This window comes from Synechococcus sp. W60.3 (assembly GCF_047502615.1).
GTDB lineage: Bacteria > Cyanobacteriota > Cyanobacteriia > Thermostichales > Thermostichaceae > Thermostichus.
The window spans coordinates 1-19,972 of sequence record NZ_JANSHJ010000008.1 but is presented as its reverse complement, the minus strand read 5'-3'; the positions used below and the strand labels follow the sequence as shown (position 1 = coordinate 19,972).

The 19,972-nt window shown below is 59.1% G+C and carries 16 protein-coding genes and 3 pseudogenes; 6 read left to right on the top strand and 13 right to left on the bottom strand.

Annotated features, from left to right (window positions below):
- Positions 1-323: 323 nt before the first annotated feature.
- On the bottom strand, positions 324-3,548 hold the full coding sequence (gene carB, locus NW846_RS04455) for a carbamoyl-phosphate synthase large subunit (RefSeq protein ID WP_414346947.1): 3,225 nt from the start codon (positions 3,546-3,548) through the stop codon (positions 324-326).
- Here carB and NW846_RS04450 point away from each other — a divergent pair.
- Complete coding sequence (locus NW846_RS04450; protein WP_414346946.1) at positions 3,529-3,963, top strand: FitA-like ribbon-helix-helix domain-containing protein; 435 nt, start codon at positions 3,529-3,531, stop codon at positions 3,961-3,963. The genes carB and NW846_RS04450 overlap by 20 nt on opposite strands.
- Here the strand turns inward: NW846_RS04450 and NW846_RS04445 are convergent.
- The 7 genes from NW846_RS04445 to NW846_RS04415 are packed head-to-tail and all read right to left on the bottom strand — an operon-like array spanning position 3,958 to position 7,895.
- Positions 3,958-4,617, bottom strand: coding sequence for a Na(+)/H(+) antiporter subunit B (locus NW846_RS04445; RefSeq protein ID WP_011430581.1), 660 nt, complete (start codon positions 4,615-4,617; stop codon positions 3,958-3,960). The two genes, NW846_RS04450 and NW846_RS04445, sit on opposite strands and share 6 nt — an antisense overlap.
- Positions 4,614-5,135 carry a DUF4040 domain-containing protein gene (locus NW846_RS04440; protein ID WP_011430582.1) on the bottom strand — a complete coding sequence of 174 codons (522 nt, stop codon included), beginning with the start codon at positions 5,133-5,135 and terminating at the stop codon, positions 4,614-4,616. Before NW846_RS04440 ends, NW846_RS04445 begins: the two co-directional genes overlap by 4 nt.
- Before the next feature lie 9 nt (positions 5,136-5,144).
- Complete coding sequence (locus NW846_RS04435; RefSeq protein WP_011430583.1) at positions 5,145-5,426, bottom strand: monovalent cation/H(+) antiporter subunit G; 282 nt, start codon at positions 5,424-5,426, stop codon at positions 5,145-5,147.
- 11 nt (positions 5,427-5,437) lie between these two features.
- Positions 5,438-5,689, bottom strand: coding sequence for a hypothetical protein (locus NW846_RS04430; protein ID WP_011430584.1), 252 nt, complete (start codon positions 5,687-5,689; stop codon positions 5,438-5,440).
- Positions 5,686-6,090 (bottom strand): Na+/H+ antiporter subunit E, encoded by a 405-nt coding sequence (locus NW846_RS04425; RefSeq protein WP_041438403.1) that lies wholly within the window; start codon positions 6,088-6,090, stop codon positions 5,686-5,688. The genes NW846_RS04430 and NW846_RS04425 overlap by 4 nt, the downstream gene beginning before the upstream one ends.
- Positions 6,074-7,564: a cation:proton antiporter gene (locus NW846_RS04420; RefSeq protein WP_011430586.1), complete on the bottom strand. Its 1,491-nt coding sequence runs from the start codon at positions 7,562-7,564 to the stop codon at positions 6,074-6,076. Before NW846_RS04420 ends, NW846_RS04425 begins: the two co-directional genes overlap by 17 nt.
- The gene (locus NW846_RS04415) at positions 7,557-7,895 is read right to left on the bottom strand and encodes a cation:proton antiporter subunit C (RefSeq protein ID WP_011430587.1); all 339 of its coding nucleotides are present in this window, start codon (positions 7,893-7,895) and stop codon (positions 7,557-7,559) included. The genes NW846_RS04420 and NW846_RS04415 overlap by 8 nt, the downstream gene beginning before the upstream one ends.
- 169 nt (positions 7,896-8,064) lie before the next feature.
- On the opposite strand from NW846_RS04415, the pseudogene NW846_RS04410 reads away from it, so the two are divergent.
- Positions 8,065-9,004: pseudogene (locus NW846_RS04410) on the top strand (RNA-guided endonuclease TnpB family protein); the annotation flags it as partial.
- A 465-nt stretch (positions 9,005-9,469) separates the two neighbouring features.
- Positions 9,470-9,991, top strand: a complete 522-nt coding sequence (locus NW846_RS04405; protein WP_228375232.1) for a MarR family winged helix-turn-helix transcriptional regulator — start codon at positions 9,470-9,472, stop codon at positions 9,989-9,991.
- A gap of 9 nt (positions 9,992-10,000) precedes the next feature.
- Here the strand turns inward: NW846_RS04405 and NW846_RS04400 are convergent, their stop codons facing one another.
- Positions 10,001-10,276 (bottom strand): hypothetical protein, encoded by a 276-nt coding sequence (locus NW846_RS04400; RefSeq protein WP_099813128.1) that lies wholly within the window; start codon positions 10,274-10,276, stop codon positions 10,001-10,003.
- A gap of 553 nt (positions 10,277-10,829) precedes the next feature.
- Here NW846_RS04400 and NW846_RS04395 point away from each other — a divergent pair.
- Entirely contained in the window at positions 10,830-11,315 is a 486-nt protein-coding gene (locus tag NW846_RS04395; RefSeq protein ID WP_228375234.1) for an NINE protein, read from the top strand.
- 7 nt (positions 11,316-11,322) lie between these two features.
- Here the strand turns inward: NW846_RS04395 and NW846_RS04390 are convergent, their stop codons facing one another.
- The 3 genes from NW846_RS04390 to mfd are packed head-to-tail and all read right to left on the bottom strand — an operon-like array spanning position 11,323 to position 16,611.
- Positions 11,323-12,105: an ABC transporter permease gene (locus NW846_RS04390; protein WP_414515391.1), complete on the bottom strand. Its 783-nt coding sequence runs from the start codon at positions 12,103-12,105 to the stop codon at positions 11,323-11,325.
- Positions 12,102-13,094, bottom strand: coding sequence for an ABC transporter ATP-binding protein (locus NW846_RS04385; RefSeq protein WP_228375236.1), 993 nt, complete (start codon positions 13,092-13,094; stop codon positions 12,102-12,104). Before NW846_RS04385 ends, NW846_RS04390 begins: the two co-directional genes overlap by 4 nt.
- A 46-nt stretch (positions 13,095-13,140) precedes the next feature.
- Positions 13,141-16,611 carry a transcription-repair coupling factor gene (gene mfd, locus NW846_RS04380; protein WP_414515389.1) on the bottom strand — a complete coding sequence of 1,157 codons (3,471 nt, stop codon included), beginning with the start codon at positions 16,609-16,611 and terminating at the stop codon, positions 13,141-13,143.
- 324 nt (positions 16,612-16,935) lie between these two features.
- Between mfd and NW846_RS04375 the strand changes: the two are divergent.
- Positions 16,936-18,370: pseudogene (locus tag NW846_RS04375) on the top strand (cytochrome ubiquinol oxidase subunit I).
- Positions 18,371-18,450: 80 nt separating this feature from the next.
- Positions 18,451-19,500: a cytochrome d ubiquinol oxidase subunit II gene (gene cydB / locus NW846_RS04370; protein WP_414515387.1), complete on the top strand. Its 1,050-nt coding sequence runs from the start codon at positions 18,451-18,453 to the stop codon at positions 19,498-19,500.
- A 79-nt stretch (positions 19,501-19,579) separates the two neighbouring features.
- On the opposite strand, the pseudogene NW846_RS04365 reads toward cydB, so the two are convergent.
- Positions 19,580-19,972, bottom strand: a pseudogene (locus NW846_RS04365) (hypothetical protein); the annotation flags it as partial.

The following is a 19,972-nucleotide window of genomic DNA, read 5'->3' as shown; positions in this document are numbered from 1 at the left end:
TAGAAAATTTCACCAAAGCCCCTCTCTCTTGGGCTTGCCAAGCCGACGTCAGGAGAGCGCCCGACAAGGCCTGGCCTGAGGGAGCTTTCTTCCAAACTAGACAGTTTTCGGGATGCCGGCAGGGATCCCTAACTTGCGCAGCCAGAATGTGAAACAAATTGATTTATCGATACAAATAGGCAAATCAGTGTTGCGATTTTGATGCATTGGTCTCAGCTTTTCCTGGGCAGCCAAAGCCACTTTCGCCAACCGAGAACTTCAGAGTTTCTTAAGGTTAAGGTCTTAAGAATTTCTTCAGAAAGGCAACCCAAGAAGGCTGAGATCTATCGTCCCATTTCGGCGTGAAACTCCTGCAGCGACTTCACCCCCAGGGATCCCGACTGCAGAGCGCGGATGGCGGCAGCGGTGGCTCTGGCCCCGGCCAGGGTGGTGACCAAGGGGATCTTGTAGGCCAGGGCAGTGCGGCGGATCTTTTGGCCATCTTGCTGCGCCTCGACACCGGAAGGGGTGTTGACGATGAGCTGAATCTGGCGGTTTTTGATGGCGTCGATGACGTGGGGCCGGCCCTCGTGCAGCTTGAGCACCTTCTCGACCGGGATCCCGTGCTCGGCCAGCACTTTTTGGGTGCCGGCAGTGGCCAGCAGGCGAAAGCCCAGCTGGACAAACTCTTGGGCCACCGGGATCACCGCCTGCTTGTCGCGGTCGCTGACGCTGATGAACACCGTGCCCTCTAGGGGCAGGTCCTGGCCGGCAGCCAGTTGCGCTTTGGCAAAGGCGCGGCCAAAGTCCGTATCAATCCCCATCACCTCCCCAGTAGAGCGCATCTCCGGCCCCAGCAGCGTGTCGGTGCCGGGGAACTTGTGAAACGGCAGCACCACTTCCTTAACAGCCACGTAGGGCGGGATCACCTCCTGGGTAAAGCCCAGCTCTGCCAGGGTTTTGCCGCTCATCACCTGGGCGGCGTAGCCGGCCAGGGGGTGGCCAATGGCTTTGCTGACGAACGGCACGGTGCGGGAAGCGCGCGGGTTGGCTTCCAGAACGTAAACCTGCTCTTTCTGGACGGCATACTGCACGTTCATGAGCCCCACCACCCTGAGAGCTTGGGCCAGCTTCACCGTCCAGTCGCGAATGACTTGCAGCACTTCGGGGCTGAGGGTGCGGCTGGGCAAGACACAGGCAGAATCCCCGGAGTGGATCCCGGCCTGCTCGATGTGCTCCAGGATCCCGCCAATGGTTACAGCCCCGGTGTGGTCGGCAATGGCATCCACATCCACCTCCACCGCGTCTTCCAGAAACTGGTCCACCAGCACGGGACGGTCGGGATCCACCGCCACGGCTAGCTGCATGTAGCGCCGCAGGTCTTGATCCGAGTAGACAATCTCCATGGCCCGTCCCCCCAGCACATAGCTGGGCCGCACCACCACCGGGTAGCCGATGCGGCGGGCAATCTCCAGGCTTTCTTCCACGCTGCGGGCAATGCCGTGGGCCGGCTGGCGGATCCCCAATTCCTGGAGCAGGCGCCCAAAGCGGCCGCGATCCTCGGCTATGTCGATGGAGTCAGGAGAGGTGCCCCAGATGGGGGCCTGGGCTGCTGCCAGCCCCTGGGCCAGCTTCAGGGGGGTTTGGCCGCCAAACTGCACGATTAGGCCCAGCGGCTGCTCCGCTTCCACCAGGTTCATCACTTCCTCATGGGTCAGGGGCTCGAAGTAGAGGCGATCGGCGGTGTCGTAGTCGGTGGAAACGGTTTCTGGGTTGGAATTGACCATGAGGGTCTCATACCCCAGGCGGCTGAGGGCATAGGCGGCGTGGCAGCAGCAGTAGTCGAATTCGATCCCTTGGCCGATGCGGTTGGGGCCGCCCCCCAGAATCATCACCTTTGGCTTGGCGGTGGGGAAGGTTTCAGATTCGCTCTCGTAGGTGGAGTACTGGTAAGGGGTGGCCGCCTCGAACTCGGCAGCGCAGGTGTCCACGGTTTTGTAGGTGGGGATCACCCCCAAGCTCTGGCGACGGGCCCGCACCTGGGCTTCCCTGGAGCCGGTCAGGTGGGCGATCTGCCGGTCGCTGAAGCCCATTTGCTTAAGGTGGCGCAGATCCTCAGCCGTCAGGGATCCCAATTCCCGCCCCTTGAGGACCTGCTCCACCTCCACCAGCTCCTGCAGCTTGTCGATAAACCAGGGATCGATGTGGGTAAGCTGAGCAATTTCCTGAACGGAAAAGCCCATGAGCAGAGCCGTGCGGATGGTCAAGAGGCGCAAGGGGTTGGGGGTGCGCAGGTTGGCCCGCACCTCCTCTGGGGTTGGGAAGACTTCAGGCCGGTCGCTGCCAAAGCCGGGGCGGTCGATCTCCAGGGATCGCAAGGCCTTCTGGATGGACTCCTGGAAGGTGCGGCCAATGGCCATCGCCTCCCCCACCGACTTCATCTGCGTGGTCAAAACCGGCTCCGAGCCGGGAAACTTCTCAAAGGCAAAGCGGGGGATCTTGGTGACCACATAGTCAAGGGTGGGCTCGAAGCTGGCCGGGGTTTTGCGGGTGATGTCGTTGGGGAGCTCCGGCAGCGTGTAGCCTACGGCCAGCTTGGCGGCGATCTTGGCAATGGGAAACCCAGTGGCCTTGCTGGCCAAAGCAGAAGAGCGGGAAACCCGCGGGTTCATCTCGATCACCCGCACCTCGCCGTTGGCGGGGTTGACGGCAAACTGCACGTTGGATCCCCCGGTTTCCACCCCAATCTCGCGCATGATGGCGATGGCGTAGTCGCGCAGCCGCTGGTACTCCTTGTCGGTGAGGGTCTGGGCCGGGGCCACGGTGATGGAGTCGCCAGTGTGAACCCCCATGGGGTCGATGTTTTCAATCGAGCAGATGATCACCACGTTGTCCGCCAGATCCCGCATCACCTCCAACTCAAACTCCTTCCAGCCGATCACCGACTCCTCCACCAGGATCTGAGAGACCGGGCTGGCCTCCAGGCCGGCGGCGCAGATCTCTTCAAATTCTTCTTGGTTGTAGGCCACCCCTCCCCCTGTGCCCCCCAGGGTATAGGCGGGGCGGATGATGAGGGGATAGCCGATCTCGTGAGCGATCTGCTTGGCTTCGGCCAGGCTGCGGGCCAGCCCCGAGCGCGGCACCGCCAGGCCAAGCCGCTGCATCGCCTGCTTAAACAGCTCCCGATCCTCGGCTTTTTCGATGGCCTCCCGCTTGGCCCCGATCAGCTCCACCCCGTACTGGTCCAAGATCCCGCGCCGGGCCAGCTCCACCGCTACATTGAGGGCCGTCTGTCCCCCCATGGTGGGCAGCAGGGCATCGGGGCGCTCCCGCTCGATGATCTGGGCCACGAAGTCCGCCGTCACCGGCTCGATGTAGACGCGATCCGCCATACTGGGATCCGTCATGATGGTGGCCGGGTTGGAGTTGACCAAGATCACCTCGTAGCCCTCTTCTCGCAGGGCTTTGCAGGCTTGGGTGCCGGAGTAGTCGAACTCGCAGGCTTGGCCAATGACGATCGGCCCCGCTCCGATGAGCAAGATCTTGTGAATGTCGGTACGGCGCGGCATAGGGATCCCAGGGGTGGCAGGGTCAGCCTTCTATTGTAGAGGTCGCCTGCAGGTCAAGTTGCTCAACGGACAGGGAAACGTCCTGCTGTCAACGCTATCTTTGCGGCAAAGCCATCCATGGATCTGCCGATCGAGGAGACGCTCTACGGCCACTCCAATTGTTCGCAACGTTGATGGGGCCATTGTCAAAGTTCTGAAAGAAAGGGCTAGGCCTCACGGTGGGAGTGCAGAAGCCGAACATCGCAAAATCCTCAAGCAAGTCTTACTCCAACTTGCAAAAAAGTCCTTTGCCAAGTGCTCGGATCGATCCCAAACATTGGTGAAGATTCGGACTTCGAGCGGATGCAAGAAGATAACACCGCCCACGATGTATTGGCTTGACACGAGCGTTATCAACCCGTTCGAGCCTTCATAACAAGCCGCGGTAGCGAATAAAAATTAAAATCGCCGCCCAGGATCCCAGCGCCACCTTGATGGCCACCAAAATGTTGAGGATTGGGATCCAGCCGCCGCTAAAAAGTGCCCCCAGCTCGCCCTTGGGTAGTTCCCAACCGGCCAGGGCGATTACAGCCACCCCGATAAACGTCACCACCGACAGCTTCTCCCACATCGCGGCTTGCCACCGCTTGTAGATGGCCTCCATCCAGGTCGAAGAGGCGGTGATCGCCACCAAGCCAATCGCCGTTCCTCCCGCCACGCCGGCAGCAAACCCCCCGCCCGGCGTCAGGTGCCCCCGAATGGCCAGCTCCACCCCAATCAGAGCGGAGATGGTGGCCCCCACCCGCGCCAACACAATTGAGGGAATATCGGTAAACTGAGCTACATTGGCCGTCGGTCGCTCATCCGCCAGCAGGTACTGCGCGCCCAGAATGGCCGTAGAAAACACGACGACTTCAAAGACGGTGTCGTAAAGGCGGTTGCGCAGGATCAAGCCCGTCACCGTATTGGGCACGCCGCTTTCTCCGGCCAGAACCGCCACAGGCTCAAAGGCAGGAGAAACAGCTCCCGCGTCGGCAACCATGAGCTGCAAGGCTGCCAGCAGCGCCGCCACCCCGTACAACCACCTCATGGCAGGAGGACCTCAGAAAGCAGGGCTTGTTGCGTCAAGATGGCCTGCAGGCGGGGCACGCGCGTTACCAAGCGATACTCTGCCACCTCCTCATCGGGCTCAAGGGCAATGGTGTGCACCTCCCGGCTGTGAAGGGCAGCCAACAACGCCTCTGCACTTCCATAGACGGCCAACTCCAGACGCATGTGGTACTGCTGTAGCCCTTGGCGCATCTGCTGTAACAACTGCTGTGCTGCTGAGGTCCTGGCCGCCAACAGAGGACTGTCTTCGAGAACGCCCAAGCGCATACTCAACGAGGAACGCACCGCGATGGCATAGAGCGTAATGGACAGCATGGTGCCCACCAGCGCCTCAGTAAGCGCCACATCCGCCGCCCCAAACAAGGCATAGATCAGAGCAGCGATGGATCCCAGAATGCCGCGCATCACCAAGGCATGATAGGGATTGGTCTGGGTCACCACCAAGGCAGCCGTCAAGGGCAACAGCAGGGCGATCACCAGCAACAAAGTCTCTTCCATCCTGTCCTCCTATAGGGACTTGCGCTGCGAGCAAAAGGCCAGCACATAGCCCAAGATGGTGTTCCAAATGGCCAAGGAAATCAGGGCCAACACCAGCAGAGGCCACTCCCTTGGGATCCGCAGCAACAGCCCCAGCATGATGCTCATGGATCCCAGCGTGTCCGACACCGAAAGGCCGTGCAGCTTAAACAAAATCGAGCGATCCCCAAGGAGCGGCGCTGTTCCCCACAGCCAAAACAGCACCCCGATCCCAAACAGAAGATAGCTGAGAGCCTCCACCAAAACTTCCATGTTGATTCCCCTTAAAGCATTTCCAAGCGCTTGAGCACGTGGGCCAGCAGCATTAGGGCTGCATTGCCCACCGACAAAATCAAGACCCCCACAATCCCGATCATCCAGTCATCCCGCACCACAGATACCACCAAAACCAGGATGGCCGTCTTGGTCGATAAGCTGGCAAAAGCCAGCATCGTCTGCCAAATATCCTCCTTCAGCCAGGCGGCATACAGCGGCAGGCATAGGGTCAAAGTCAGCAGAAACAGCAGTAGATTCACGCCTCCTCCCGCGGCTTGAGCAGATGCACCTCGTAGGTGCCTTGGGCATCGCAATTGAGCACAATGGTTTTGGGCGTAAAAGTAATCAAAAAGATGTCGAGAAACACTAGTCCCGCCGAACGATTGGGGAGAGTTTGTTTGTATACAACCTCCTCTACGGTGTGGGGTCTGAGGATCATCTCAAAGGCCTCCCAGTAAGCTTTCGGAACGGCGAAAACGATCTCCCTGAGCACCCGCCCCCAATCCCGCCACCGCACCGGCGCAGAGGCCTGCCGAGGCAGCAGCAGCGTCGCCGCCACCCCGATGGCCACATTGTCCCAACTCAGATTACCCGTCAGCAAAAACCAAATCAAAAGCCGCAGGCCAATTTCCAGCAAGCCCAACTCAGGGTAGCGCCACATGGTTCACTCCACTTAGCAGAATCCAGGCCAGCACCAACACCACGCTCAAGCCGCCCACCACTGCCTCTAGCCCTTCATCCAGACGCCATCCCTTCACAGGAATTCGCTCCCAAAACCAGCCCAGCGGGATCCCGAGGCCCAAGCTAAGGAACGCCTTGATGAGATTATCGACGTCATAGGCCGCTGGCAGCCAGAACCAGAGCAAGCCCCCGCCCCAAAGGACTAGGGCCACCTTGTCTGGCCAACCGGCTGCCGGGGTAGTGTCCCCGTTTGTTTGAGAAGGAAAAGCTCGCAGCACCCGCACGGCTATGCAGGTGGTGCCGACAGTAACCCCCACCAGCAGCCACTCGTGCCAGGGATCCAGAGCTGACAAGCTAAGGGCCTTGGCTGCATAGCCCAAAGTGCCGGGCACCCCCGCCAGCGAGGCCGTCCCCAAGATCAGCAGCGACCAGCGCCAGCGATTGGTTATCGCAGCCCCGACAAACAACAAGGGCTTCGCCAGCCCATGGGCCAGGCCGTACAAACCCGCCCACTGGGGTGCAGCGATGACAAATCCCATCTGCGACACCGAGCTCCAGGCCAAAAGGCGCTGGGGCGTGCTGGCCATCAAAGCCAGAAGGATCCCAAAGACCGCCGCGCCTGCGCTGAAGTAGGGCAGCCCCTGCGCCAAGACGGGCGAGAACTCGCTGCAGCGCACAAGGGCCATGGCGCCTGCTTTTGTAGTAAAACCGCTGAGCACCGCCGCAATGACAGGATCGGCAGTGGCGTAGGTGAGGGGCAGCCACAGGCCGGCGACGAAGACTGCCCCCTTGGCCAGAAGGCCAACGGCAATCAAGGCAAGAGCCGTGGGGTCGGCCAGGGCCAAGCCGCTCATCGCCAGGGATCCGGTGCGCACATAGACCAGCATGGATCCCACCAGGTAGAGGAGCATGGCCACATTGCTCATGAACAGGTAGCGCAGCCCCACCCAGAGCTGACGGTCGCGAGAGCGGTGCGGGGCGCTTTCCCCCAGGATCGGCTGGGACTCTGCTCGGCGACTGTAGGTGAGCAGCAAAAACACGCCGATGCTGAGCACCTCCAGGGCCACATAGACGCTGATCAGGTCAGCGCTGATGACGACGGCGTTGGCGCTGCCGTGGACGATCAGCAACTGCATGGCCAGAAAGCGGCTGCCCACAAAGCGCCGATCCAAATACAGGGCCACCCCAAGGGTGACCAGGCCATGGGCCAGGAGCATGGCCGCGGCGTTGCCATCGATCCGCAACGTCACCCCGAAGTGATCCAGCAACTGGAGCTCCAACGGCGCAGCAGTTGCCCCTGGCAGGCCTCCCTGCTGCACTGCGTAGGCTATCGTCAGTCCAGCCATGATGACCAGGCTGGGACGGGTCAAAGCCGGCAGCAAGTAGGTGGCAAAGGCCAGCCAAAAGGGCAGTGCCACCCAGACCAACGTCAGTTCGGTCGTCAGCTCAGTCATCAGCTACCGCCTGCTCAATACTCTCCACTTCCAAGGTGGGATGATCGCGGGACAGCTTCATCACCCCCACCAACATCAGGGCTTGTACCGACAGGCCGATGACGATGGCCGTGAGGATGATTCCTTGCGGAACCGGGTCGGCATAGTCCACCTGGCGCCAGGGCTTGTAGATGGGAGTGAACACGCCGGTGCGGGCGGCCCAAATGACAAAAAAGGCGATGACCCCGGTGCTCATCACATCCATGGCCAAGATTTTCATGATCAGATTGCGCTTGACCACCACTCCCCAAAAGCCCAGCAGGATCGTAAGGATAATTGCAGCGTGTGCCATGGGTACCTTGCCGTTTGAGCCTCGATGGTGATTTTCCATTCAGCTAGAAGCTGCAGGAGCCCTGCTCCGTACCCCCCTATATCCCCCCCGTATACGGGGGGACTGGGGGGCCGGGGACCGGGCCGGTCAGTGACGGGAGAAATGCGGTCTGTTGATGTACCATCACAGCATGACTCAAGTCCTGACCATCTCCTGCAAGCTCAAGGTATCTAATTCCCAAGCCGCCAAGCTGGATGCGACTCTGGACGCCTTTGTGCAGGCCTTGAACTGGGTCAACCAAAACACGCCGGAGAAGATCCTCAACGCCCTTAAGCTCCAATCTCTGGGTTACCGCGACATCCGTGCCCGCTTTGGCCTATCCAGCAACCTGGCACAACAGGTATGCAGACGGGTGGTATCTGCCCGCAAGACTGCCAGCCAGAAAAAACCGTCCGGTCAAAGCCTTCAAGGCGGGCTTCGTGACCTACGCTGTCCGCATCTTCTCCTTCCGAGCGAAAGACTGGACAGTATCGCTCACCACCGTTGAGGGGCGGGAACGGTTGGAGCTGTCCATCGGCAACTATCAACGAGGGATGCTGGCCGGCACCAATCCCCAATCGGCCACGGTGGTCAAACGCAAAGAGGGTTCTTACTCCATCCAGATTTGTGTGGAGCATGACCTGCCGGAGCCGCAAAACACCGCCAAGGTCATGGGGGTGGACTTGGGTAGAAAAGACATTGCACACACCTCAGAGGGGGATAACTGGCATGGACAGCCGTTGAACCAGGTCAGAGACCACTACTTCTGGTTGAGAGCGATCCTCCAACAAAAAGCCAGTCAGGGCAGACGCAGTTCACGGCGGAGATGTCGGGAACTGCTGCAACGGCTGTCTGGTCAGGAGAGACGCTTGCAAACCTGGGTCAATCCCTGCATCTCCAAGGCTATTGTTTCCAGGGCAAAGGCGACCGATAGCACGATTGCCTGGGCAGACCTCACTGGAATCAGAGAGCGTGTCAACTCACAGCCGCGCAACAAAACCGAGCGTCGGCGGTCCAATAGTTGGGCGTTCTATCAACTGAGGCAGTTTGTGTACTACAAGGCGCTGCGGGCTGGGGTGAAGGTTGTGGTGGGACGCAGACTACAACGGAGCGTTAGCATCAGCGAAGCGTAGCGCCTATGTCATTGCACTTTTGGGGGCTGCTGTAAACCAGCCGCCCTACATCCCCCCGTATACGGGGGGAAGGGGGGCGGTCGGAGTCGGGTAGTTTACTATCCAACTTCCGCAGCCGCAGCAGCCAGATGGCGACATCTCGTCCGAGGGATCCGCCCAGACGCAGCCGGGATCCCCAGGGCTGAGGCTCGAGGTCGCTGAAAATAAGCTGGAAACACACTGGGCCGTTTCCGGTCTTCGCCCCGCTTCCCTAAGCCCCCTCTGGATATGGAGAGAGCTCTTGTACGCTGCCTTGGGATGGAATAGCTTCATGGAGTTGGCGTAATGGCCGTCAATTTGCATTAGGACTATATTGCAGTCGGCTATCATGAAGCCAAAACTGTTCTTGTCGGATGGATTAGTCTCGTTCGACGATCTGCAGCGATGCCCAGTTCTGCTGAGTCTCTGTCCTCTCCGCTTCCCCAAGGCGAGGCCCTCAAGCCCTCGGTGGTGGCGGCGCGGGAGCCTTTTTTGGGGCTGCTGAGGGATCTGGCACGGGCTTACCAAGCCTTTGAAAATTACGCCGGCGCTCACATTCGGCAGATGGGGCTGACTGCCCCCCAATTTGACGTGTTGGTAACCCTCGGCAACACCCCCGGCCTGACGATGAATGTCCTGGCCCAGAAGACACTGGTTACTAAGGGGACGCTGACCGGGATCGTGGATCGCCTGGAGCAGAAGGGGTTGGTGCGCCGCGAGGTACCCCCAGAAAACCGCCGCTGCTTCAAGATCGTGCTTACCGAAGAGGGGGAAAAACTGTTTGAGCAGGTTTTCCCGGCCCATGTGGCCTACCTAAAGGAGCGCTTTCAGAAGTTGGATCCAGAAGAGATGGCCCAGATCCAGGCTTGCCTGAAAAAGCTGCAGTCTATTTTCCATCTCCCTCGGGGGCAGACCCAGGATTGTTGAGGAGGCCTCTTACCCCAAGACCCAGAGCATCAAGACGACGCCCAGGGTAACGGCGGCAAAGAGGGCGTAGCTAATCCGGCGCAGCGGCTGCAGTTGCATGGCATGTAGATCCTTAAGCCAGCCCAGCCCCAGCGATTCCACAAAGCGATCCAGCACGGCCTGCATGGGGTAGGCGTAAACGGATCCCTGTTCTTTGAAGTTCACCAGCAGGACCAGCAGCGTGGCGTAGCCCCAGAGGAGGCCCCAGAGCACAGCACTCAACCCGATCAAGATGGGCTCAAGCATCGAGCTTCCTTGGCCTTCGGTAGGCGTGACCCCCGCTTCCTCAGTGTGACGAAGTTTTGCAAGATGGAAGGGTTGGATCCCATTTTCAGGCTCTTTTCTGCTTGAGGCCACATCCAGGCCTGCTTTTTAGGACAGGGGAAGGAGGGTTGTCCAACGCAAAAGATGGCAGACTAGGGTTACCTGCCCCACCTCTTCTGGACGAGTCCCTATGAGCTCTCGCTACCTGCTGCTCCCCGCCGAGCCCAAATCGGTCGGTATTGCCTATCTGATACATTTACACTGAACACTGCTGAACATCACTGTTCAACTATGCAGCGATAGCATTCTGCTTGTTTCCATTCGCGTTAGCGGGACGGAGTCCAAACAGAATGGCGGTATCCCGCAAAGCTTTGAGTAGAATACCCAAAGCGCAGTTTCCGTGTCGTCTTACTACCAATTTTCTGCTTTGCTTTGGCTACCATGTTGGCAGACTCGAAAGTAAACAGAAAGATCAACTGGTAGTAATCCGTACTGAACATATTATACATTATTTTCAGTATAGTTGAGCTTATTATTGACTAGAGTCATGCTCCTCTGGGCGCTGGGCATATTCGGCATCTGCGGTGTCCATCGCCTCTACTTGGGCAAGACTGTGACGGGCCTTCTCTGGCTTTTGACCTTTGGGCTCTTGGGCTTTGGCCAGTTGATCGACCTGTTTCTGATCCCAGGCATGGTGGACGACCACAACTTCAAGCTGGCCGTCTTGCAGGGGATCCGCCCCTCTCCGGCTCCCGCCAAGGGGGTCTCGGCGCCGCCTCAGCCTTTGAAGGGTCAGGCTTTGATGCGGGAGATTCTGCGGCTGGCGCAGCAGCGGCAGGGGATCCTCACCCTCTCGGAGATCGCCATCGAACTGCCTGCTGATTTTGACGAGATTGAAAAGGCGCTGCGAGAGCTGAGCCGCCGGGGCATCGCCTCCCCCGAGAACAACCTAACCACCGGCGCCGTGGAGTACCACTTCCCTCACCTGTTGCGCTCCCCTGGCGACCGACGCTCCCTCTGACAACGTCCTACTGGGATCCCAGGATGCCGCGCTGTTTGGCTAGCTGCATCGCCCGGCGAAAGGCCAGCAGCCCCAAGGCGAAGTAGAACACGCCGCTGGCCAGAGCCATGAGCAGCCGCAAGGGATCCAAACCCGCCTCCCGCACCATCACATCTCGCAGCAAGCCGGCCCCCGCCGTCATGGGCAGCATCTGCCCCAGCCACTTCAGGGATCCCGACCACTCTTCTGTGGGGGTGGCCAACAGAAACAGCAGGCCAAATTGGCTGAGGATCAACAGTTGTTGGATGCGCTTCCAAATCAAGGCGGCGGATCCCAGCAAAAACGAGAAGCCATAGGCCCCCAGCACCACGCTCGCCAACGGCAACACCAGAGCAGGGGGAAACCGCAACCGGCTGCCCGTCAGCAATAAGATGACGCCCAGAATGACGACGACAATGGAAAAGCGCAACACCAAGCTGGCACAAGCCCGTGCCAAGAAGAGAGTGGCTGCCGAAAATGGCGAGAGCAACACCTGCTCCAAGGTGCCTGTCTGGGCTTCCACCTGCAGGTTGAGGGCGATGTCGTTGACCACAAAAATGACCAGCGTCCAGAGCACATAGCCAATCACCACCGCATCCAGCCGTTGTCCAAACTGCGAGGCCGGCCCCGCCACATACTGAGCGCCGGCAAAGAGGGCATAGAAGAAAAAAGTGGTGATCAGGATCCCGCCCAGGGCTTCTGCCGGATAGCGGATGTACTGGATCCAGGCCCGCTTCAGCTCGGCCCAAAATAGGTACAGCAGTGGCCTCATCCCTGCTCCCTTCTCCTTTTCAACAGCTTGAGGAAAATGTGGGTGAGATCCGCTTCCTCGCGCTTGATCCTGAGCAAGGGCAAGGGCTTGAGGATCTCCAGCACCTGATACAAAGTCTCCGAGGAGCCGCTGAAGCGCAGCTGATGGGATCCCAGGATCTCCACCCCTTGCTGGGCCAGGCGTTCCGCCCGGCTGGGATCCAGCTTCTGCTCCAACTCAATCCGGTAAGAGCCGGCGGCGCCGGCAAACTGCCGGATCATCTCCTGCGTGGGAGCTTGGGCAATAATTATCCCCCGCTCGATCACAGCCACTTGGTCTGAGAGCGCCTCGGCTATATCCAGTTGGTGGGTGGTGAGGAGAATGGCCCGACCTGAAGCGGCAATTTGGCGGATCAAGGATTTCACCGCTTGGGCGGCTTCTACATCCAACCCCAAGGTAGGCTCATCCAGCAACAGCAGAGCCGGCTGGTGCAGAAGGGCAACAGCAATGGCCACCTTCTGCTGCATACCCCGCGAAAGGGTTTGCACGGCAACATCCCGCTTCTCCCCCAGGCCAAAGGTCTCCAGCAGCTCTGCCCCCCGTTGGCGAGCCGTTCTGGGGGATAACCCCCGCAGCACGCCAAAGTACTCCAGGTTTTGCAAGGGGGTAAGCCGCCAGTAGAGGTTGCGATTGCCTTCCAGCACCGCTCCCACCTGGGCCAGCGCACCCGGATCGGCGTGGGGATCCCGCCCCAGGATGCGCACGCTGCCGGCATCGGGCTGGATCAGCCCGGCGATCATCTTGATGGTGGTGGTCTTGCCGGCCCCGTTGGGCCCCAGAAAAGCCAGGATCTCCCCTGCCGCAATCGCCAGGGAGACATCCACCACTGCCCGAACCTCCTTGCCCCCCTGCCGGTAGGTTTTCTGAAGGTGGTGGGCTTCTAGAACCTTCATGGGGCAAACACGAGGCAAAAGGGAGTGCAAAAGTTCCACCCGAGAAGGGCCGGCCATCCATCCCAGTTTCTCACGGCAGAGCCCAGCCCCCCCGCAGCCAGGACTAGGTGGCTGTTGGGATCCGGGCTTCCATCAGGGCCAAGCTCATTTTGTCCAGCCACTGCAAAAGGTTCTCCAGTTGCTGGGCCGCAGGCACCATTCCCAGGCCCCGCACCGTCACCTTGCCCGGCTGATAGACAAAGCGAGACTGCAAATGGGCCGGCAGGGCTTCCTTGAGGCGGTTCCAGGCCGGCTCCTCCATGGGGGTTTCCAAAAGCACATGCTCCTTGGCCGGCCTAATGCGGGAAAAGCCCAGCGTGCGGGCCAAAATCTTCAGCTCCATCACCCGCAGCAGCTCCTGGGTGGGCTTGGGCAAGGGGCCAAAGCGATCCTGCCATTCCTGGGCAATTTGCAACAGTTCGACCCGAGAGCCGGCAGCCGCCAATTGGCGATAGGCCTGCATCTTTTGATCTTCGTCAGGGATATAGCTCTGCGGGATCATGGCCGTTATATTGAGGTCAATTTGCGTGTCTTCCACCTGCGGGATCTCTTGGCCGCGAATTTCTCGAATCGCCTCTTGCAACATCTCCAAGTAGAGATCAAAGCCCACCGCGTTGAGTTGTCCGGATTGCTGAGTTCCCAAGAGGTTGCCAATGCCGCGAATTTCCATGTCCCGCAGCGCCAACTGATAGCCGGATCCCAGTTGGGTAAATTCCTGAATGGCCTGCAGGCGCTTGCGGGCCTCTTCGGTGAGGATGCCATCTTCTCGGTAGAACAGCCAAGCATGAGCTTGGATCCCGGCCCGGCCCACCCGTCCTCGCAATTGGTAAAGCTGAGCCAGACCAAACTCCTGGGCATTTTCGATCAAAATAGTGTTGACACGGGGAATATCTAAACCGGATTCAATAATGGTGGTGCAGACCAAGATATCGATTTCTCCGCTGTTAAAAGCCAGCATGGTCGCTTCCAGCTCCCCTTCCGGCATCTGCCCATGGGCAATGGCAATGCGGGCACCGGGCACCCATTCCCGCAATTTGGCGCTGGTCTCTTCGATCCCTTCAATGCGGTTGACCACATAAAAGACTTGCCCGCCGCGATCCAACTCTTGGCGGATAGCCGTGCGAATGACCTCAGGATTGTAGGGAGAAAGGTGAGTTTTAATCGGGCGCCGCGACGGAGGCGGAGTTTGGATCAAGCTCATTTCCCTCAACCCTGACAAGGCCATATACAGCGTGCGGGGAATAGGGGTAGCCGTAAGGGTGAGCACATCCACCTGGGTTTTGAGGAGCTTGATCTTCTCTTTTTGGTTGACGCCAAAGCGATGCTCCTCGTCAATCACCAAGAGGCCCAAATCGCGAAATTGCACGTCTTTGCCCAAAAGTTGGTGGGTGCCTACAATTACGTCCAGCTCGCCGCTTTTAAGCCGGGCCAGGATCTCTTTTTTCTCCTCGGGAGTGCGGAAGCGGTTGAGCAGGCCCACTTGAATGGGGTAGGGGGCAAAGCGCTCTTTGAGGGTGTGGTAGTGCTGCTGAGTGAGAATGGTGGTTGGCGCCAAAAGGGCAACTTGTTTGCCGGCGGTTACGGCTTTGAAAATGGCGCGGATGGCCACTTCCGTTTTGCCAAAACCCACATCCCCGCACAGCAGCCGATCCATGGGGCGGGGAGACTCCATATCCCGCTTGATCTCCTGGACGGCGCGAATTTGATCCGGTGTTAGAGGATAGGGAAAAGACTCCTCAAACTCCTGTTGCCAAGGAGAATCGGGCGGGAAGGCATAGCCCTCCTGTTCGGCCCGCTTGGCGTAGAGCTGCAGCAGGTCAAGGGCCACTTTACGCAGGCTCTTTTTGACTTTTTGCTTGGTCTTTTCCCAGGTGCTGCCGGACATTTTGTGCAGTGCAGGGGGCCCATCTCCACTGGCCCGGTAGCGCGAGAGGGAGTTGACCTGGTCGGCAGCCACCCGCAACAAGCCATCGCTGTATTGAATGACCAGGTATTCTCGGGTTTCGCCGCCAATGGTGAGGCTTTCCAGCCGTAAGAACTGGCCGATGCCATGGGCCTTGTGGACAACAAAATCCCCCGGCTTGAGCAGGTTGGGATCCACCTGGCGGGAGCTGGCCTGGCGGCGCTTGCGCACATAGGTGGGAGTGGCGAGGCTGTGCTGGCCGAAAAACTCCCGGTCGGTGAGCACCACCCACCCCAGCGTGGGCAGCAGGAACCCCTCCAGCTCAGCCAAGCCGGAGTACTTCAGGGCCACTGGCGTGTAGGACTGAAGCTGGCGTTCAATGGCTGGAAAATCTTTGGGGTTGGGCACGTACTGGGCCGGGCAGTCGTGTTCTTGCAGCAAGGCCACCGTGCGGGAGGGCTGGGCGGAGAGGATCCACACCCGCAACTGCTGCTTGCGGTACTCGCGCAGGGTTTTGGCCAGGGATCCAAACTGGTGGGGAGCAGTAGGCACAGGCCGGCTTTTTAGGTCAAGGGCAGCTTCGGCTTCGCCAGCAGGGGCAAAGGTGCGGGCCAACAGGCAGGGGAAGGGATCCCAGTCGGGAGCCTTGAGATCAAAGGGGCGGTGAAAGGGCTGCAGAGCCGGCTCCGCAACCTGGGCCTGTTTCCACTGTTCTTGGGCGTGGTAGAGCCACTGCTGGCTGTGGGCCTGGCACTGCTCTGGCTCGTCGATCAGGATGAGGGTGGTGGGATCCAGATAGCTGAGCAGATTGGCGGGAGGGGTGTAGAGCAGGCCGAGAAAACGGCGCAAGCCCTCCGGGGGGGTGGGCGACTGCTCCAACTGCTGCCGCAGGGTTGGGGAGAGCCAATCCGCCTTTTCCTGCAGCGCTGGCCAGAGGATGGGCCCGTAGCCGGTGGGAGTTAGCCAGACATGGGGGATCCCGTCTTGAGAGCGCTGGCTCACCGGGTCAAACTCCCGCAGCCGCTCCAGTTCATTGCCAAACCACTCCAGGCGCACCGGCCATTCGCAGGCCACCGGGAAAATATCGAGAATATCGCCCCTTTGGCTCCACTGACCCTCACTTTCCACCAGGCTGACCCGCTGATAGCCCAGCCGGGTCAACTGCTGCCCCAACTGCTGCGGCGACAGCTCCGCGCCGGGTTCCAGCTTGAGGCAGAAAGACTGAAACACCTCTGGTGGGGGAAGGTGGGGTTGTATGGCCCGCTCCGTGGCCACAATGGCCATGCCCTTTCTGCCCTGGAGACAGTCGGCCAGCACCTGAAATTGTCCCCACACCAACTCTGGCTCCAGGTCAAACGGCTCATAGGGGGAAGCCTCGGAGGTGGGATAAAGCTGCACGCTCTCCCAGCCCATGCCCTCCAGTTGGGCTGTCCAGCGGCCCGCCTCTTCCAGCGTGGCGGTAACCACCAATAGGGATCTCCCTTCCTGCTGGGCCAAAGCCGAGGCGATCAACCCCTTGGCAATCCGCCCCCCTCCCTGCAAAGCAGCTCGTCGCTGGGATCTCAGCCGGGCGGCCAACTCTTGCACCAAGCCCGATTGGGCAAGAAAGTGCACCAGTGGGATAAACGACATCTTTCCACCGCAAACTGCAAACTCAAGCCGGGATCCCAATTCTGGCATTTGTAGCCGCTGGAAACCTCAACAAGCCCTTTCCGGAGTGGGAAAGTTAGTTGGCTACCAGCCTTGAGGCTGCCAGGCCGATGCTCCAGGGCTGAGATTTTTTGTATCCCATGTTACAGGAAAAAGCTGGCACTCCCAGGATTCTAAAGTTAACCTTTAGACTTGAACAGCCTGCGCGTTGTCTTGCCCAAGATGTAACCCTAGGAGCAGCGGAAAATAGATCTCCTAAAGTTGTAAAGCTGTACTCATTACAACCCTCCAAGCTTAGGGAAAATTATGTTTCTAGACACCGTCACCCTTTCTCGACTACAGTTTGCCCTCACGGCCATGTTTCATATGCTATGGCCGGTTTTAACAACAGGAATGTCCATCTATCTTGTTGTAATTGAAGGACTTTGGCTGAAAACTCGCAATCTAGATTACTATCGCCACGCTCGCTTCTGGTCAAAGATCTATGTGTTAAACTTTGGCCTTGGCGTGGCCTCAGGCTTGCCGATGGCCTTTCAGTTTGGCATGAACTGGGCCCCTTTCTCTGAGGCGGTGGGCGACTTCTTTGGAACCATCCTAGGATTTGAGGGCACGATGGCCTTTATGCTGGAGGCCAGCTTCCTGGGGATCATGCTGTTTGGCTGGGAGCGGGTGCCGCCAGTAATTCACTGGATCTCGACAATCTTAGTGGCCTTCGGCTCCAACCTCTCTACCTTTTGGATCCTGACGGCTAACTCTTGGCTGCAGACGCCGGCAGGGGGGGGTATTTGTCGATGGGAAGTTCGTGGTACGTGACTACCTGCAGGCCATTTTCAATCCCTTCATGGTCAATAGCTTTCTGCACATGTTTTTTGCCACTTTGGAAACCTCTTTGTTTGTCATCGGTGGCATCAGCGCCTGGTACATTCTCAACCGGCGGCACAGCGAGTTTTTTTCCCGCTCCCTCAAAGTGGTCCTGGTGATGGCGCTGGTGGTGGCCCCTCTGCAGGTGTTTATTGGCCACTTGAGCGCGGAGCAAGTGTATCGCTATCAACCGGCCAAGCTGGCGGCTATGGAGGCCCAGTGGGAGACGCTCCCCGCCGGCGAGAGGGCGGACTGGAGCCTGTTTGCCTTGCCCAATGAGCGTGAGGAGCGCAACGAGTGGGAGGTGAAGATCCCCGGCGCGCTGGGCTACCTGCTCGAGTTCAAGCCCAGGCTGGATCGACCGGTGCAGGGCCTGAAAGCTTGGGATCCCCAAAATCGCCCTCACATGATTGGCCTCATCTACTACTCCCTTAGGACGATGGTGGCCATTGGCTTCTTTATGGCCGGGCTCGTGGGGGCTACCTTGATCCAGTGGTTGAGGGGCAAACTGTCGGCAGAGGCCCTTCCTCAGCAAAAGTGGCTGATGTGGGCTTGGGTCTTTGCCGGCCCCTTGGGCTACATTGCCGTCGAGGCTGGCTGGATTGTCCGCTGTGTTGGCCGGCAGCCCTGGATTGTGTACGGGCAACTGCGCACCGTAGAAGCGGCTTCACCGCTGCCCCCCGGAGAGGTGCTGTTTTCCTTGGTCGGCCTAACTGCTTTGTACACCGTGTTTTTCGTGGCCGCTCTTTACTTCGGCAGCCGCATCATCCGCAAAGGGCCTAACCTGGAGCTGCCTGCCCCCGTTCCAGCAACCCGGCCGGTGATCGTGATCGAGCCTGCTCGCCACGAGCCGGATCGCCGTCCGGCGGAAGCTCGGTAGTGCCAGTGCTCAGGCGACATCGCAGTTGGAACTGTCTCGAACTGGCCTGGCTAGGAATACCTAAAGCGGAGGGAAGGACCATGGAATCCTTCGAGCCTTTGCAGCAGTTTCTGCCTCAAGTCTGGTTTTTTATCCTCGGTCTATTCCTCTTTCTCTATGTTCTGCTCGATGGATTTGACCTGGGGGTTGGCATCCTTTCCCTGACGGCTTCCAGCGAGACGCGCCGCAGCATTCTCATGACCAGCTTGGGCAATGTTTGGGATGCCAACGAGACGTGGCTGGTGTTGATGGGGGGATCCCTATTTGGATCTTTTCCTCTCGCCTACGCCACCATTCTCAATGCCCTCTACATACCCTTGGTGATCATGGTGGTGGGCCTGATCTTGCGGGCCGTTTCCTTCGAGTTTCGGGAAAACGCCGACAACAAGCTGGTGTGGAACATCGCCTTCGGGGTGGGCAGCTTTTTGGCAGCCTTGGGCCAGGGATTTGCCTTGGGCAGCGTCTTCGAAGGGATCCAAGTGGACGAAGCCGGCCACTTTGCCGGCAGCCCCTGGGATTGGCTGACCTGGCGCACGCTGTTGGTGGCTCTTACCCTCATCCAGGGGTATGTTTTGATCGGCTCTGCTTACTTGATTGTGAAAACCACTGGGGAAATCCAGAAAACCTATTACAGGACAGCCACCATCGCCACGTTGACAACTTTGCTGGGGGCAGTGTTTATTACCATCAGCATCCCCATTATGTCGGAGCAGGCGCGCTCCCAGCTTTTCTCGCCGCCTCTTTTCTATATCTTTGCTGCAATCCCCCTTTTGGGGCTTTTGTTGGTGGCTCTGTTGCTGCGCAGCTTGCGCCGCCGAGAGGAAAATAGCCCTTTGGTTTACACCTTTCTCATTTTTGCCCTTTCTTTTATCGGCTTGGGGTTCATGATTTTCCCCAACATCATTCCTCCCAGCGTTACCATCTACGAGGCGGCAGCTTCTCCCAGTTCGCTGGTGTTTATGCTCACCTTTATTGGCTTTTTGATTCCGGTGATCTTGTCCTACAACATCTACAACTATGTTGTGTTCCGGGGCAAGATTGTAGTGCAAGAAACAGCAGCAGAAGAAGCCAAAGTTCCAGAGCCAGTTTAGGTTGGCCCAGAGTCGAAGGAATAACCCCGCCCATATGCCAGGCGGGGCAATTTTATTAGAGGCTCACCCAGCGAGGCTCTCACTCCCGCTTGAGCCATTGCCGGATCTGCTCGGCAGCCACATCGCGACCTCCCAAGCCAAAAGCCAAAGCCACAGCCACAGCAATGGCGCCCAGCACCAGGCCAAAGGCCAGCACCACAATATCGGTGGCTACGCCCATCTGCTGCAGGGCCATGGCGCCAACGAAAACCAAAATGGCCACCCGCGCCGCCTGGGCCAGCACTCCTGAGGAGGGGTTGCCGAGGCTCTTAATCATGGAATGGGCCAAATTGGATAGGTAAAGACCGATCCCAAACACTAAGGCGCCGATGAGCACCCGCCCGGAAATGACCAACAGCCCCTCTACGATGTCGGTCAAAGCAGCAAACTGCAGCAGCTCCACCGCCGGCACTGCCCCGAACAAGACCACGCC